The organism is Corynebacterium sp. KPL1814, from assembly GCF_000478175.1.
GTDB lineage: Bacteria > Actinomycetota > Actinomycetes > Mycobacteriales > Mycobacteriaceae > Corynebacterium.
This window is the reverse complement of record NZ_KI515775.1, coordinates 264712-279190: the sequence shown is the minus strand read 5'-3', so window position 1 is coordinate 279190 and position 14479 is coordinate 264712. Positions and strand designations below refer to the sequence as shown.

Sequence of the window (14479 nt, the reverse complement as noted above, 5' to 3'; positions counted from 1 at the left end):
AATCAGTGCGTTAAGTGGTAGTAGAGGTCTTCAATATCGGACACGGCGCGCAAAAGCTCAATATTGGTATGCGATACGGCCCGCAGGGCCTTGCGCAAGAGGTCTGGATCAGAATCTTCCAGCGCCGGGGCAACCTTGGGGTGCGGCAGTTTCGGCATCTCGCGGCCGTTCCAGAACACATCGTTCTTTTCTTCCGCGGATAAATCGCTGGCCCCAAAGCTTTCGCGGGAGACCTGCTGCGATTGCTCCATGACGGCCTTTTCCAAGCGCGCAAAATCCAGCCCGCGCATATTGAAAATCACGGCGGGATCCGCGTCCGCGCGGGTGGCGAGCCTATCTCCCACCGCCACGACGTGCTTGCAGGTATAGGCGGAATCCGGGCAGGTGCAGGATAGACGCAGTTCTTCGGCCTCGCTGGCAAAAAGCGTATCCAGCGCTTCCTCAGATAACAGGCCCTTGCGCGCATTCGCTACGGAATTAGGGGTGCGCGCGAATTGGCCGGCGAGTGCCGCAATATCGTCATTATCGCGGTACGGCAGCTGAATGAGTATGGAAAAAGGCTCGTTTTGGGAACCAGCCACGCGCCCATGGATGGCACCATTGCGGATCTCCAAACCAACGACGTGACCGCCTTCGGCGTACTGGCGCCCGCGGCTAATCCGCCCCCGGTCCGCATCATAGCTGGTAAAGGACGAAATCCGGGCGGCGGTCTTGGACAGCAGCCGCCCGCTGCGGTCGACATGGTTGACCTCGTCCGGGGTACTCACGCGCTTGCGGGTACCAAAGTTCGCGTAGATGACATTGTCATCGCCCTTAACGGCCATCCGCTTACTCCTTTCCCCGGTAACTCATGAGCTCTGCCAGCTGGTCTGGCTCCAATTCCGTGAGCCAGCCCTCGCCTTCGCCGACGACGGCACCAGCAAGCTGCGTCTTGCCATCCAAGATGTCTTGAATGGATTCTTCCAACGTGCCAGCGGTAATCATCTTATACACCTGCACGTTGCGGCGCTGACCGATGCGAAAGGCGCGGTCGGTAGCCTGGTTTTCCACCGCAGGGTTCCACCAGCGGTCCATGTGCACCACGATCGATGCCGCAGTTAGGTTGAGGCCCGTGCCGCCCGCCTTGAGCGAAAGGATCATCGCCTGTGGGCCATCCTCGGCTTGGAAATCCTCCACCATCTGGTCGCGCTTATTCTTCGTAACCCCGCCGTGCAGGAAGGGAATCTCGTGGCCCAGCTGCTCGCTCAGGTAGGGCTGCAAGATATCCCCGAAGGCCTTGTACTGGGTGAAGATCAGCAGGCGCTCGCCGGACTCGGTTGCGGCATCGACAATCCGCATCAGCTCCTTCACCTTGCCCGAGCGGTGCCTTCCCTTAATAACCACCGGCGAATCATCACCAAGGTAGTGTGCTGGGTGATTGCAAATCTGTTTAATGCGGGTCAGCGAGGCCAAGACGATGCCGCGCTTGCTGATGCCCGTAGCATCCTCCAGGCTCTTCTTCACCTCATTGACCAGCGCCTTATACAGCGCGGCCTGTTCGGTGGTCATGGATACGGTAAGAATCTGCTCGGACTTTTCCGGCAGGTCATCGATGATATTGGGATCGGTCTTGACGCGGCGCAGGATAAGGGGCGCGGTCAGCGCGCGCAGGCGCTCGGACATCTCCTCATCATTATTGCGCTCGATGGCCTTGGCAAAGTGATTGCGGAAGAAGGACGCCGTTCCCAAGATCCCGGGGTTGCAAAAGTCCAAGATGGAGCGCATCTCTGACAACCGGTTTTCCACTGGCGTACCGGTCAGCGCCACGCGGTGCTCGGAGGGCAGGGATCGCACCGCCTTGGAGGAGCGCGTGGCCGAGTTCTTGATGGCCTGCGCCTCATCCAGCACCACGCGCTGCCAAGACACCTCGCCCAAGAGGTTAAAGTCCCGGCTCACGGTGCCATAGGTAGTAATGACGAGATCTGCTTTTCCGGCGGCCTCGAGGAACTTTTCCCCACCTGGACGCCCCGCGCCGTGTTGCACCATAACCTCGAAATCCGGCACGAAGCGGCGGGCCTCTCGAGCCCAGTTACCTACCACGGAGGTCGGCGCGACGACCAAGGTGGGCCCGGTCTGTTCACCGCGTTCCTTCTCCACCGCCAATAGGGACAGTAGTTGGAGTGTTTTGCCGAGCCCCATGTCATCGGCAAGCACGGCGCCAATATTGTTGCGCGACATCCAATACAGCCAGTCAACGCCCGTGCGCTGATACTCGCGCAGCTCAGCATGCACGGTCTCCGGAATATCCACGCGCTTAGGCGCAACCGTATCCATGCCGCCGAGCAACGCGGTATGCCACGTGCTGCCGGTAAATTCGATGGGTTCTTGGGCCATCGACTCGAGCGCCAGCTCCCGCAGCTCCGCCACCGTGACTTGGTGCTCGCTCTTCTCGTTGAACTCAGCGCGGCGGCGCTCGACCTCCGCCATGAGCTGCTGCCAGCCCGGCTCACCCAGCTTCTTGGCCATCTCTGCCGAGGCCGCCAGCTGCTCGAGCTCCTTCTTGGCGCGCTCGCGGGACTTATCCGCCAGCTCCTCCATATAGGACGAGACTTTGGATACGACCTGGGTATCGGCCATCACCCACTTGCCGCGCAGCTGGATGAGCCCGGACTTGGAGTTGACCAGCTCGTCCATCTCAGACTCGGTAAGCTCCACATCGCCCACGGACATGCGCCAGTTATAGTCCACGAGCTGATTCATGCCGATGTGTTTCTTCGTGGCGGCCTCTGCCGGATCCCTCGCCTCACGAGTTTCCAGCTTGGCCTTCGTATCCATCTGCGCCCACGATTTGGGCAGCATGACGGTAATGCCCCGCTTTTTCAGCTCGGGCACCTCGTGTGCAATAAACTGCGTGAGCTGCTCCGTGTCCAGGTAGACATCCCAATCGCCGTCGCCAGGCTGGGGCATTTGCGTACTCTGGCCCAGGCTCGGCGCCGCATGCACGGCCTTACGGTGGTTTTCGCGCAGCTTCTCGATGCTCGCCCTATCCAACTCATCCGCCAATACCGGCCGCGGCGAATCCGTTCCAGAGCGCACGCGCACCCGAATCGGCCACGCTGCATCTTCTGGATCCTGTTCTGCCGGTTCCTCCACGATGTAGACGAGCTGGAGTTCCACCTGGTAAATGGAATTTTTCCATTCATTGAGGCCACGCAGCAGTTGCGCACGACCGCGGCGGATGGGGGCCGTCGTCAGCAATGCGCGGGCGAAGTCATGCCAAGGCATGGGCCGTGGTTCATTAAGTAGCGGCTGCAATTCCCGGTTGGCAATCCAATGCGTCAGTTCATCCGCTAGGTCATCCGAAAGGGCTCTATTATTTATGTGGAGAATCCCCGGTGCCGCAGCCATCATCTCTGCGAGCCAACCGCGCTCGCCCAAACCCGAGGCAAGCTGCCACATGGGAAACCACTCGTTGGCCTGGTACGCCAGCCGGAACGTCACCCTGCCCGCGCGGACAAACTTGCTCAGCCCGCTATATGCGTGGATGAGCCAGTGCAGATCCGGCGCAATCGATGCCGGTGGATGATGATCCAGGTATTCCAGCTGGGCAAGGGTTTCTACCGCTTCTTCCGGGGCAAACATGGCCATGGGCACCATGAGCGAGACGTCTTTGCCCTTCGGGGTCCGCAGCGATACCCGCGCCCGGTTCCGGAAAGATTTCTTAGCCAAGATGGCATCGACTGCCTGTGGGAACGTCCCCTCTGGGACGGCCGAAGGCATAACAATCTTGTGCCCTTCTACCTGCTCAATCCATAGACCAAGCCCCGAGACCGGCAGCCAAAGGCCATGCACAAGGTAAGAAGCCATAACGGCCAGCATAGCAGCCCGGTTTAGTTTTGTTACAAGCTCGTTATATTCACGTCTTTGCGCAGTTAAATGGTGAAAAACATCACCAGAGATCTACGCCACAGCTGTATTTTAGCTTGGGTGAACCTTAAGTCACCGTTAACGTGTATATGTCCGATAAATCACTACAAGGAGTGAAACGTGCAAGAATCAACTTGGTACGTCATTGCGATGATTGTGTACTTCCTCGTAATGGCAGCCATTGGCTACTGGAGCTACAAACAAACCGACGAATATGACGATTATGTTTTGGGCGGCCGTGGCCTGCACCCATTCGTAGCTGCTCTCTCCGCCGGCGCATCAGATATGTCCGGCTGGCTGCTTATGGGTCTGCCTGGCGCGCTCTTCCTTTCCGGTTTTTCCGAGCTGTGGATGCCTATCGGCCTCCTTATCGGTGCATGGGCTAACTGGAAGTGGATTGCGCCGCGTCTTCGCGCTTACTCGGAGGTTGCGGGCGATTCCATTACGGTTCCCTCCTTCTTCGAGAACCGTTTGCGCGATAAGTCGCGCCTGCTGCGTATTATCTCCGCAGTTATCATTATTTTCTTCTTTACCTTCTACGTTTCTTCCGGCATGGTCTCCGGTGGTCGTTACTTCGAGTCCACCTTCGGTGGCGACTACATCACCGGTATGTTGGTCATCGCCGCAGTGACCATTTTCTACACCTTCATCGGTGGCTTCTTGGCAGTGTCCTACACCGATGCTATGCAGGGCATGCTCATGTTCGTCGCCCTGCTGATCGTGCCAATCATGGCGCTTTTCGCTCTTGACGATGCCGGCGCGATCTTCTCCTTCGCTACCGAAAACAACTACGCTACCGACGGCGCACTAGAGCCAAACGATAACTACTTCTCTCTCTTCGCTGGCGTTTCCGCTGGTGTTATCGTTGGTAACGCCGCTTGGGGCCTTGGCTACTTTGGTCAGCCGCACATCATCGTGCGGTTCATGGCGCTGCGTAAGCCTTCCGACGCTAAGCAGGGCCGTTTCTACGGCATCACCTGGATGGGCCTTTCCGTCATCGGCGCCATCTTCGTTGCGCTTACCGGTACCGTGTACTTCACCCAGTTCGGTGAGACCATCACTGACCAAGAGAACTTCGAGACCATCTTCTTGGATATGGCTCAGGCCATGATGCACCCATTGCCTGCAGGTTTCGTCTTGACCGCAGTTCTGGCAGCGATCATGTCCACCATGTCCTCCCAGATGCTCGTGGTGTCCTCTTCCCTGATTGAGGACCTCTACCTCATCATCGCAAAGCGCAAGCCTTCCGAGGGCGTTCTGATTAACCTGTCCCGTACCGCCGTTGTGGCCATCGCGGTTATCGCCGCACTCCTGGCTATCAACCCGTCCGACTCCATTCTTGGCCTGGTCGGCTTCGCATGGGCTGGTTTCGGTTCCGCATTCGGTCCGCTGGTCATCCTGGCTCTGTACTGGAAGCGCCTCAACGCAACCGGTGCAATCGCCGGTATGGTTACCGGTGCAGTCGTCGCCATCGGTTGGGGCATGTCCCCGCTCGGCGATTCCCTCTACGAGATGGTTCCGGGCTTCTTCTCCGCACTCATCGTCACCGTTCTGGTCACCTTGGCTACCAAGCAGCCAGACCAGGAGGTCTTGGACGAGTTCGAGGAAGCCGAGAAGCTTGCCAAGCTCGTTGAGAAGGACGACTCCCTGGACTTCGAGGAAGCAGCAGAAAAGGTTTCCGATAACAAGTAGGAACCTTCCCGCACCTCGCGGAGTCCAATAGGACATGAAGTCCTATTACCTGGCCGCGCTATCATGCATAACCGCTCTCGTTATCGCATGGTATGCGTGGCCTTTTCCGCGTTTTGATGTCTCCACCGTTCCATCCCGCGCGGAATTGCAGGGCTACGACCGCGACGAGTTCGGCGGCTGGCAGCCCAACGGTGCATGCACCACGCGTGAGGCCATCATGGAGAACCAAGCCAGCGAGGCGTTCGCAGACTGCCGGCCGCAATCCGGCACGCTCTATGACCCCTACGCGGGCGAGATGATTTCAGCCACCTCCCCTATTGAGGTCGACCACATCTTCCCACTTTCTGCCGCCTTTGACATGGGTGCCGCACAGTGGGACCAAGACACCAAGATCCGCTTTGCCAACGATCCCCTCAACTTGGTGGCGACCAGCCGGAAGCTCAATCAGGAAAAGTCTGATTCCCTCCCCTCTGAGTGGTTACCGCCCGCCAACCGCTGCGATTACTCGCGGCGCCTCGCAAAAATCGCGCGCAAGTACGAGTTACCGTTGCCCCGCGCGGATGTCCGTGCAATGAGAAGGCAATGTCGGTTCGATTTCTAGCAGTTAAATTGATTAGGGTGAACAAGGCAACTTTTCTTAACTGAAGGGCATCCTCCATGACTACTTTGTTCATCTTCCTGCACGTGGCAGCGGCCATCGTTTTGCTCGGCCCCGTGTGCATTTCCACCTCCATCTACCAGACCCAGCTGCAGGGCGCAGCGCAGGGCGATAAGACGGCCCTCGGCGCCGCCCGCAACTTGCACAACATCACCAATACTTACGGCTACATTTCCGCCCTCGTGCCGGTCCTTGGCCTTGCAGTGTTCCTGTCTGATATTGAAACCTTCAAGAGCCAGGTCAACTTCCACATCGCCATCCTCGTGGCCATCATCGCGTGGTGCCTGCTCTTCTTCCTCATCCTCCCTAAGCAGCGCACGGCGCAGGCAGCCCTAGAATCCGGCGATACCGCCAACCTGGGCTCCATCAAGAAGTCCCTGTCCGCTTTCGGCGGCGTCTTCAACCTCCTGTGGATCATCTGCCTTATCCTGATGTACATCTAGGAAGCCATTTACTCTCCGGGGACAGTGTCATCGCTGTCCCCTTTTTCATGCGTGGACTCCTCTCTGAGCTCTTCTTTTAGTTGCTGCGCATCTGCGTGCGCATTCTCCCGCCGCTTCTGCGTGGCCTGCGCCACCGTCTGCGCCCACCTGCGGTTCTTCGGCGCCAGCGGTCCGCTCGCGGAGTCGTAGACCCACGTAGAGTCATCGAAAAGCCAGATGATGTCCCCGCTTATCGGGTCCTTGATATAAAACGCCCTCCCATCGGTCTTTATGTTGTGATGGTGCTGGCACAGGCAAGTGAGGTTTGCCGCCGAGGTCGGCCCACCATCTGCAAAGTCGTGCCGATGGTCCATCTGAGAAGCCACCGCCGGCCGCGTGCAGCCTGGCCACCGGCACGTGCCATCCAAGCCCTCTACAAACGCCCGGATATCTGGCGGCGTCACATAGTTAGGGCTCTCCGCCTGACCGGCCTTCTCCATATCCCTTGTCGTAGTCGCCCGAGCCTGTAGGTCATCCGCGGTCTCCGGCGATACCCAGCCTAAGTTCTGTACAAACGCGGGTGCATCCGGCAGGTCGCAGCGATACATATTCAACACGACCTTGGCCTTTGCCTGCGCCTTTCCGGTCAGCAACTCCACTGCGGCCTCAGCCATCGTGAGGTCCTTGTCCGTAGCGATATCCCGAATATTGCGGTCGATGATCTCCGCGGTCTCTAACCCGACGTCCAGACAGACCGCGGCCCACTCCCCGCCTGTAGGTTCAACGCTATAGGCTTGCTTGCGGCGCGGATCCCGCGCGGCAATAAAGGGATCCAGGCGCACAATGAGCTCGCGCAACTTGCGGCGGAGATTGCGGTGCGAGGGCAGCTTTTGATTGGGGCGGGTTGGGGTTAAGTAGTTGGTCAGGGCGTCATCGATAGTGAACTTCTTCTCCGCATCAATGGCGCCGAGCTTGGCTAGGGTTTGATCAATCGTAATCAGGCGGTCTAAATCTAAATGGAAATGCTGTTCTTGCCGGGCGCGCAGCCGCGGCAGCTCCTTTAGCCGCTCGAAGGCGAAAATAATATTTCTAATTCGGGACTGACGCGCCCCAGTTAAGTCAGACAGGGATTGGCTAATAATTTCGATATCACCATCTGGGTCAGGATGAAGATTCTCCCAGAACTGGTATTCAGCCTTCCTAATCTCTGTAGCTGCACGGGAGGTAGAGTTTTCTGGATTGGTATTGGCATAATATGGCGCATTCATGGACTTTCTTTCGAGAGATTTACTAGAACATGCTTTCGCCATACACCATACAAAACCGCTCTGACACACTACCCCCATTTATAGTAAAAGCGCAGGTCAGAAGGCATGAAAAAGGGCCTCTAAAAAGAGGCCCTTTGGAGGTTTAATTAGTCGCGGAAGCGACCACCATGTTTGCGTCCACCGCCGCCATCACGGCGAGGCGGGCGACCAGTATCCTTCTGAATCTTGATGAGCTGCCCAGAAATCCGGGTATCCTTCAGACGGTCCAGCACAGCTGGGTCCATGTTCTTCGGCAGGTCCACGAGCGTATGCCCTACCGCAATGGTGATGCGGCCAAAGTCCTTGGCGGACAGGCCACCTTCGTTGGCGATTGCACCGACGATGGCACCCGGGCGGACATTCTGGCGCTTGCCGACGTCCAACCGGTACGTCTCAAAGTCACCATCCGGCCGCTTGGAGCCACCGCGGTTCTTGCCGCTGCCCTTGAAGTCGCGGTCGCGCTTGCGGTCATCGCGATCGCGGCGGTCCTTCTTTGGCTTGGGCAAAGGCTTGTCTTCCAAGAGGAAGTTCTTGCCACCCTGGTGCATGACGGCCAACGCAGCGGCGATGTCATCCATGGCAACATCGTTGTCTTCCGAGTACTTGCGTACCAAGTTACGGAAGAAATCGGCCTGCTTGTTGTCCATGGACTGGGTAATGGCCTGCGCAAACTTTTCCTTGCGCTTCTCATTAACCTCATCGACGGAGGGCAGGTCCATCTCTTCGAGGCGGGCGTTGGTCACGCGCTCGATGGAACGCAGCATACGGCGCTCGCGCGGGGTGACGAACAGGATTGCCTCACCGGAGCGACCGGCACGGCCGGTGCGGCCAATGCGGTGCACGTAAGACTCGGTGTCGTTCGGGATATCGAAGTTCACCACGTGGGTGATGCGCTCCACGTCGAGGCCACGCGCGGCGACGTCGGTAGCGACGAGGATGTCTAGGCGGCCATCCTTGAGCTGGTCGACGGTGCGCTCGCGCTGCGCCTGGGCGATGTCGCCGTTAATGGCAGCAGCGCTGTAGCCGCGATCGCGCAAGGCCTCGGCCACCTCTTCGGTCTCGTGCTTGGTGCGGCAGAAGACGATGATGGCGTCATAGGTAATGACCTCGAGGATGCGGGTGAAGGCATCCATCTTTGCGCGGTGCGGAATCAGCAGGAAGCGCTGCTTAATGTTGTCATTGGTGCGGCGCTCGGACTTAACGGTTACTTCCGCCGGGTTGTGCAGGTACTGCTTGGACAGGCGGCGGATGGCATTAGGCATGGTGGCGGAGAAAAGCGCCACCTGCTTGCGGTCCGGGGTGCTTTCCAGGATGCGCTCGACGTCTTCCTGGAAGCCCATGTTCAGCATCTCATCGGCCTCATCGAGGACGAGGAACTGCAGCTGGGACAGGTCAAGCGAGCCCTTCTCCAGGTGGTCGATGACGCGACCCGGGGTACCCACGATGACCTGGGCTCCGCGGCGCAGACCAGACAGCTGGATGCCGTAGGCCTGGCCACCGTAGATGGGAAGAACCTCGATGCCCTTGAGGGTTTCCGCGAAGGATTGGAAGGCGTCTGCAACCTGCAGGGCGAGCTCGCGGGTAGGCGCAAGGACGAGTGCCTGCGGGTGGCGCGCTTGCGGGTCAAGCTGGGACAAGACCGGCAGCGCGAAGGCTGCGGTCTTGCCGGTACCGGTCTGTGCAAGGCCCACGACGTCGCGGCCTTCCATCAGGATCGGGATGGTTTCTGCTTGGATGGGGGACGGCGTGGTGAAGCCTACTTTCGCAACAGCTTGCAGAATTTTATCTGGCAGGCCGAGGTGCTCGAACCCCTGGGAGTTGTCGTTGGCCGAGTCCTTGGACTCAGCGCCGGTGCCCTCAGAAGTATTCGCAGCCCTGGTGTCCTGGTTGACACCTTGCGAGTTGTCCTGAGATTCCGACTTATTAAAATCTTCCGGCTCGTTTACGCCGCCGGTGGCGTTATCGGTAATGCTCATTGCTCGTCCAACCCTACGCGATACCGGCGGCAAACTCCATTCCTCGCTATACCCCCGCCACGAACGTGCGGTAGCTCAGCGGCATGCCCGGCCGGTAGGCCAAGTGCACCGCGCTAGGAGCATCGAGCACGTGCAGGTCAGCGGCAGCGCCCTCCACCAGGGTGCCCTTCGCGGGGCGGCCCTGCGGGTCGAGTCCGTTGCCCACATTATGGCGGCGCAACGCCGTGGCACCGCCGGTAGTGGCGGCGTGGATGGCCTCGTCGACGGATAGGTGCTGCTGCAGGACGGCCGTGGTCACGCAGTAGTTCATCGACGAGGTATAGGAGGTACCTGGGTTGAGGTTGGAGGCGATGGCGAGGGTGGCGCCGGCATCGAGAAGCGCACGGCCAGGCGCTAAGGGCTCGCGCGTGGAGAGATCGCAGGCTGGGAGCATGGTGGCTACGGTCTCGGATGCGGCGAGCTTTTCGATGTCACTATCGCTCAGATAGTTCACATGGTCCACCGAGGCGGCGCCAAGCTCGACCGCGAGGCTAACCCCCGGGCCCTCGCCAAGCTGGTTGCCGTGCACGCGCAGGCCAAGGCCCAATTTTTTACCGGCTTCGAGAACTCGGCGCGACTGCTCTTCATTGAACGCGCCGCGTTCGCAGAAGACGTCGATCCACTGGACGTATTCGGCAACGCCGTCCAGCATCGGGCCGACGACCTCATCGAGGTAGTCTTCCGCATCCGATCCCGGCGGCACGAGGTGGGCACCCAAGAACGTGACGTCATCGACGTGCTGGGATGCCACGCGCGCGGCTTCCACTTCAGATTCCGTGTTGAGGCCATAGCCGGTCTTGGTCTCGAAGGTGGTGGTGCCACCGCGGCGGCCGGCGGCCACGCGCTCGGCGACGAGCTTATCCAAGCGGTCTGCCCCCGCCTCCCGGGTAGCGTCCATGGTCACCGCGATGCCGCCGGCCTCATAGGAGCCGCCGGACATGCGGGCCTCAAACTCAGCGGAGCGGTCACCGTCGAAGACCATGTGGGTGTGCGAATCCACCCAACCCGGCAGGACGGCGCGCCCGCCTAGGTCCACCTGGTCATCAGCGGCGGGCGCCTGGGAGGCGGGGCCAATCCAGGCGATGGTGCCGTGGTCGGCGATGAGGGCGGCATCGTTAAGCGTGCCGTGCTCGCTGACCGTGCGGAGTTCTGAAATTCCGGTAAAAAGTGTGCTCATTTAATCCCTTGCCTTAAATTCCATGGGAACGCGAACGCCGCGTTCCTTGGCTACTTCCTCTGCGCGAGAGTACCCGGCATCGACGTGGCGGATAACGCCCATGCCTGGGTCATTGGTCAGCACGGCGCGCAGCTTGGCGGCGGCGAGATCGGTGCCATCGGCAACCGTGACCTGGCCGGCGTGGATGGAGCGACCCATGCCCACTCCGCCGCCGTGGTGGAGGGAGACCCAGGTGGCGCCGGAGGATACGGCGGTCATGGCGTTAAGCAGCGGCCAGTCAGCGACGGCGTCGGTGCCATCGAGCATGGCTTCGGTCTCGCGGTACGGGGAGGCAACCGAGCCGGAATCGAGGTGGTCGCGGCCGATGACGATGGGGGCCTTGATCTTGCCCTCGCGCACCAAGTCATTGAAGAGCAGGCCGGCCTTGTGGCGCTCGTTGTAGCCGAGCCAGCAGATGCGGGCGGGCAGGCCCTCGAACTCCACGTATTCCTCGGCGGCGTCCAGCCAGTTGTGCAGGTGCTCATTCTCCGGGAACAGCTCCTTCAGGGCTTGGTCGGTGACCTTGATGTCTTCGGGATCGCCGGACAGCGCTGCCCAGCGGAACGGGCCCATTCCTTCGCAGAAGAGCGGGCGGATATAGGCGGGAACGAAGCCGGGGAACTCGAATGCGCGCTGGTAGCCGGCGTGGCGGGCCTCATCGCGGATGGAGTTGCCGTAGTCAAAGACCTCGGCGCCCTCGTCCTGGAATTCCACCATCGCTTGGACCTGCGCGGCCATGGATTCGCGGGCCTTTTTGGTAAAGGTCGTGGGATCGGCCTTGGCCTCGGACTGCCAGTCATCCACGGTGATTTCGGTGGGCAGGTAGGACAGTGGGTCGTGCGCGGAGGTCTGGTCGGTGACGATGTCTACCTTGAACTCCCCGGCGCGCTGGCGGCGCAGCACCTCGGGGAAGACCTCGGCGGCATTGCCCACCAGACCCACGGAAAGGGCCTTCTTGTTTTCCTTGGCATCGAGAACCAAGCGCAGGGCCTCGTCCAAGTCGGTGACCACTTCATCGAGGTAGCGCTTGTGCTGGCGGCGGCGCAGGCGGTGCTCATCCACGTCCACGATGAGCACTGCTCCCCCGTTCAGCGTCACGGCGAGCGGTTGGGCACCGCCCATGCCGCCACATCCACCGGTCAGGGTCAGGGTGCCGGCCAGGCTGCCCTCGAAGCGCTTCTTGGCCACGGCCGCGAAGGTCTCGTAGGTGCCCTGCAGGATGCCCTGGGTGGCGATGTAGATCCAGGAGCCGGCCGTCATCTGGCCGTACATCATCAGGCCCTCGTCCTCGAGCTTGCGGAAGTGCTCCCAGTTGGCCCAGTCGCCTACCAGGTTGGAGTTGGCGATGAGCACGCGCGGCGCCCATTCATTGGTCTTCCAGATGCCCACCGGCTTGCCGGATTGGACGAGGAGGGTTTCATCGCTTTCTAAGTCCTTCAGCGATTCCACAATGGCATCGAAGGCCTCCCAGCTGCGGGCTGCGCGGCCGGTGCCGCCGTAGACCACGAGGTCCTCAGGGCGCTCTGCCACCTCTGGGTCGAGGTTATTCATCAGCATGCGCAGTGGCGCTTCGGTTTGCCAGGATTTTGCGTTGAGTTCGGTGCCGCGGGGTGCGCGGACTTCGCGTGGTTCAGACATGGCTTCCTTTCGCTTGTGCTTATCGACGCCGTGCCCTACCCCAAGGCCGGTTTCCCGGGGCTGTCTCCCGGGGGCTTGGCGAGCGTCACAGATATCAATTTAGTGTGATGCACAACGTATTTAGAGCTTGCACAGTCACCAACTGTCTGGCATTTCAGACTCTGCGGTTACGATGGCATTCATGCGCCACATATTGCCCGCCCTCGCCGCCGCCTGCCTGCTGGCAGGATGCTCCAACCAGCCAGAGGAAGCTCCAGAAGAACCAGAAAACTATGTGGCCCTCGGGGATTCCTACGCGGCAATGGGCTCGACGACGCTCCCGCTCGATCCGCCCGATTCCTGCGCCAGAGCACAAGATTCCTATCCAGAACTCGCCGCGCAGGAAATCAGCACGAGTTCTTTCCGCAACGTCGCCTGCCAGGGCGCGAGCACGCTGGATGTTTTATCCTCCGCGGGCGAGCACCCCGCCCAGGTGGACGCACTGGCCGCGGATACGTCCCTTATCTCCTTGAGCATCGGCGGCAACGATGCCAGCTTTGTGCGCCTGAGCCAATGCGCCACGGACGATATATGCCAAGACGAATCGGGCCCGCAGATAGAACTGGAGCTGCACGATCTGCCCCAACGCTTGGACAAGGTCTACGGGGAAATCGCCCACCGCTCACCTGAGGCGAAGGTCATTGCCACCGGCTACATCCCCCTCATCAATCCCGGCGAGACTTGCCCCTTCATAGAAAAAATCCCGGCCACAGACCGGGAATGGTTGGCAGATACCATCCAGCGCATCAATCAAACAGTGCGCGAGGCCGCCGAACGCAACGGCGCCACCTACGTGCTGCCAGACGATGCCGCGCAACATTCCGCCTGCTCAGATGAGCCATGGGTGGACTTTACGGGGCAGGACACTGACTCCTTCCCCATGCATCCCACCCACGCGGGCCAGGTGGCGATGGCCGAGGCGTTAGGCAGAGCCCTCTAGCCCGGCGCGGGCGGCGTCGTCCGATCCGGGAACGCGCATCTCAAACTTTTCGGTAACCACCGTGTAGTCGAAATAGCCCATGCGTGCAATGGGTTTAATCCGGACGATATCGAGCTTGCCATCCTCATCAACAACGGATTCATCAATGTGAATGGTCTTCACGTCCGCAACCACGAGGTCAATCGTGCCGACCTTGGAATTTCCCGGCAGGCGCAGCGTGGTCTTGTATTCGCACTCAAACTTCACGGGAGATTCTTTCACCATGGGTATGCGGTAGTTCTCCGCGTATTCCTTGGTGACATTCAGGCGCTCCCATTCGCTATCGCCGTGCTCGAGTACCTGCGCGGACTTATTAACCTCTTCTCGCAGTTCATAGGTGGCCATATTCCACACAAACCAGCCGGTTTCCTCCGCATTGAGCACAGTGTCCTTTCGCCGACCATCCGGGTATTGATTGGCGGAGAACATCACCATGGGTGGGTCAAAAGTGAGGTTTTGCCACTGGCTATACGGGGCGATATTTTCTCGGCCCTCGCTATCAACACTGGACAACCACCCAATGGGGCGCGGCACCGTGCTGGACTTAAACGGCGAATACGGCAGCGGGTTCGGCTCGGACTGCGGGTTCCACTTTAGAGAAGCCATA

General features: G+C 60.0%; 11 protein-coding genes. 4 read left to right on the top strand and 7 right to left on the bottom strand.

The genetic code is table 11. From position 1 onward, the window contains the following. Positions 1-2 precede the first annotated feature (2 nt). Together HMPREF1257_RS05205 and HMPREF1257_RS05200 are read right to left on the bottom strand one after the other, a co-directional pair. Entirely contained in the window at positions 3-824 is an 822-nt protein-coding gene (locus HMPREF1257_RS05205; RefSeq protein WP_023026315.1) for an SWIM zinc finger family protein, read from the bottom strand. Positions 825-828: 4 nt separating this feature from the next. Next, positions 829-3858, bottom strand: a complete 3030-nt coding sequence (locus tag HMPREF1257_RS05200; RefSeq protein WP_023026314.1) for a DEAD/DEAH box helicase — start codon at positions 3856-3858, stop codon at positions 829-831. Between the two features lie 168 nt (positions 3859-4026). Between HMPREF1257_RS05200 and putP the strand changes: the two genes are divergently transcribed. Genes putP through HMPREF1257_RS05185 form a run of 3 tightly spaced genes read left to right on the top strand, consistent with a single transcriptional unit; the run spans position 4027 to position 6699 of the window. Beyond that, positions 4027-5598 (top strand): sodium/proline symporter PutP, encoded by a 1572-nt coding sequence (gene putP / locus HMPREF1257_RS05195; protein WP_023026313.1) that lies wholly within the window; start codon positions 4027-4029, stop codon positions 5596-5598. Between the two features lie 34 nt (positions 5599-5632). Then, entirely contained in the window at positions 5633-6199 is a 567-nt protein-coding gene (locus HMPREF1257_RS05190; protein ID WP_023026312.1) for an HNH endonuclease family protein, read from the top strand. 56 nt (positions 6200-6255) lie between these two features. Continuing rightward, complete coding sequence (locus HMPREF1257_RS05185) at positions 6256-6699, top strand: hypothetical protein (protein WP_005280147.1); 444 nt, start codon at positions 6256-6258, stop codon at positions 6697-6699. Between the two features lie 8 nt (positions 6700-6707). On the opposite strand, the gene HMPREF1257_RS05180 is transcribed toward HMPREF1257_RS05185, so the two are convergent. The 4 genes from HMPREF1257_RS05180 to HMPREF1257_RS05165 form a co-directional block, all read right to left on the bottom strand. After that, a complete protein-coding gene (locus HMPREF1257_RS05180; protein WP_023026311.1) occupies positions 6708-7946 on the bottom strand; it encodes an HNH endonuclease signature motif containing protein in 1239 nt (412 codons plus the stop codon). 146 nt (positions 7947-8092) lie between these two features. After that, positions 8093-9961, bottom strand: a complete 1869-nt coding sequence (locus HMPREF1257_RS05175; RefSeq protein WP_023026310.1) for a DEAD/DEAH box helicase — start codon at positions 9959-9961, stop codon at positions 8093-8095. 46 nt (positions 9962-10007) lie between these two features. Beyond that, entirely contained in the window at positions 10008-11177 is a 1170-nt protein-coding gene (gene hutI, locus HMPREF1257_RS05170) for an imidazolonepropionase (protein ID WP_023026309.1), read from the bottom strand. Then, entirely contained in the window at positions 11178-12854 is a 1677-nt protein-coding gene (locus HMPREF1257_RS05165) for a urocanate hydratase (RefSeq protein ID WP_023026308.1), read from the bottom strand. Between the two features lie 181 nt (positions 12855-13035). Here HMPREF1257_RS05165 and HMPREF1257_RS05160 point away from each other — a divergent pair, with 181 nt between their 5' ends. Then, entirely contained in the window at positions 13036-13833 is a 798-nt protein-coding gene (locus HMPREF1257_RS05160; protein WP_232208519.1) for an SGNH/GDSL hydrolase family protein, read from the top strand. Here the strand turns inward: HMPREF1257_RS05160 and HMPREF1257_RS05155 are convergent. Then, the gene (locus tag HMPREF1257_RS05155) at positions 13816-14478 is read right to left on the bottom strand and encodes a flavin reductase family protein (RefSeq protein ID WP_023026306.1); all 663 of its coding nucleotides are present in this window, start codon (positions 14476-14478) and stop codon (positions 13816-13818) included. The two genes, HMPREF1257_RS05160 and HMPREF1257_RS05155, sit on opposite strands and share 18 nt — an antisense overlap. Between the last annotated feature and the right edge of the window lies 1 nt (position 14479).

Bases quoted from the DNA above. Each gene is read 5' to 3' on its own strand.
- HMPREF1257_RS05190 (WP_023026312.1), top strand. From the start codon at position 5,633: ATGAAGTCCTATTACCTGGCCGCGCTATCATGCATAACCGCTCTCGTT.
- HMPREF1257_RS05155 (WP_023026306.1), bottom strand. From the start codon at position 14,478: ATGGCTTCTCTAAAGTGGAACCCGCAGTCCGAGCCGAACCCGCTGCCG.
- hutI (WP_023026309.1), bottom strand. From the start codon at position 11,177: ATGAGCACACTTTTTACCGGAATTTCAGAACTCCGCACGGTCAGCGAG.
- HMPREF1257_RS05175 (WP_023026310.1), bottom strand. From the start codon at position 9,961: ATGAGCATTACCGATAACGCCACCGGCGGCGTAAACGAGCCGGAAGAT.
- HMPREF1257_RS05205 (WP_023026315.1), bottom strand. From the start codon at position 824: ATGGCCGTTAAGGGCGATGACAATGTCATCTACGCGAACTTTGGTACC.
- HMPREF1257_RS05180 (WP_023026311.1), bottom strand. From the start codon at position 7,946: ATGAATGCGCCATATTATGCCAATACCAATCCAGAAAACTCTACCTCC.
- HMPREF1257_RS05185 (WP_005280147.1), top strand. From the start codon at position 6,256: ATGACTACTTTGTTCATCTTCCTGCACGTGGCAGCGGCCATCGTTTTG.
- HMPREF1257_RS05160 (WP_232208519.1), top strand. From the start codon at position 13,036: ATGCGCCACATATTGCCCGCCCTCGCCGCCGCCTGCCTGCTGGCAGGA.
- HMPREF1257_RS05200 (WP_023026314.1), bottom strand. From the start codon at position 3,858: ATGCTGGCCGTTATGGCTTCTTACCTTGTGCATGGCCTTTGGCTGCCG.
- HMPREF1257_RS05165 (WP_023026308.1), bottom strand. From the start codon at position 12,854: ATGTCTGAACCACGCGAAGTCCGCGCACCCCGCGGCACCGAACTCAAC.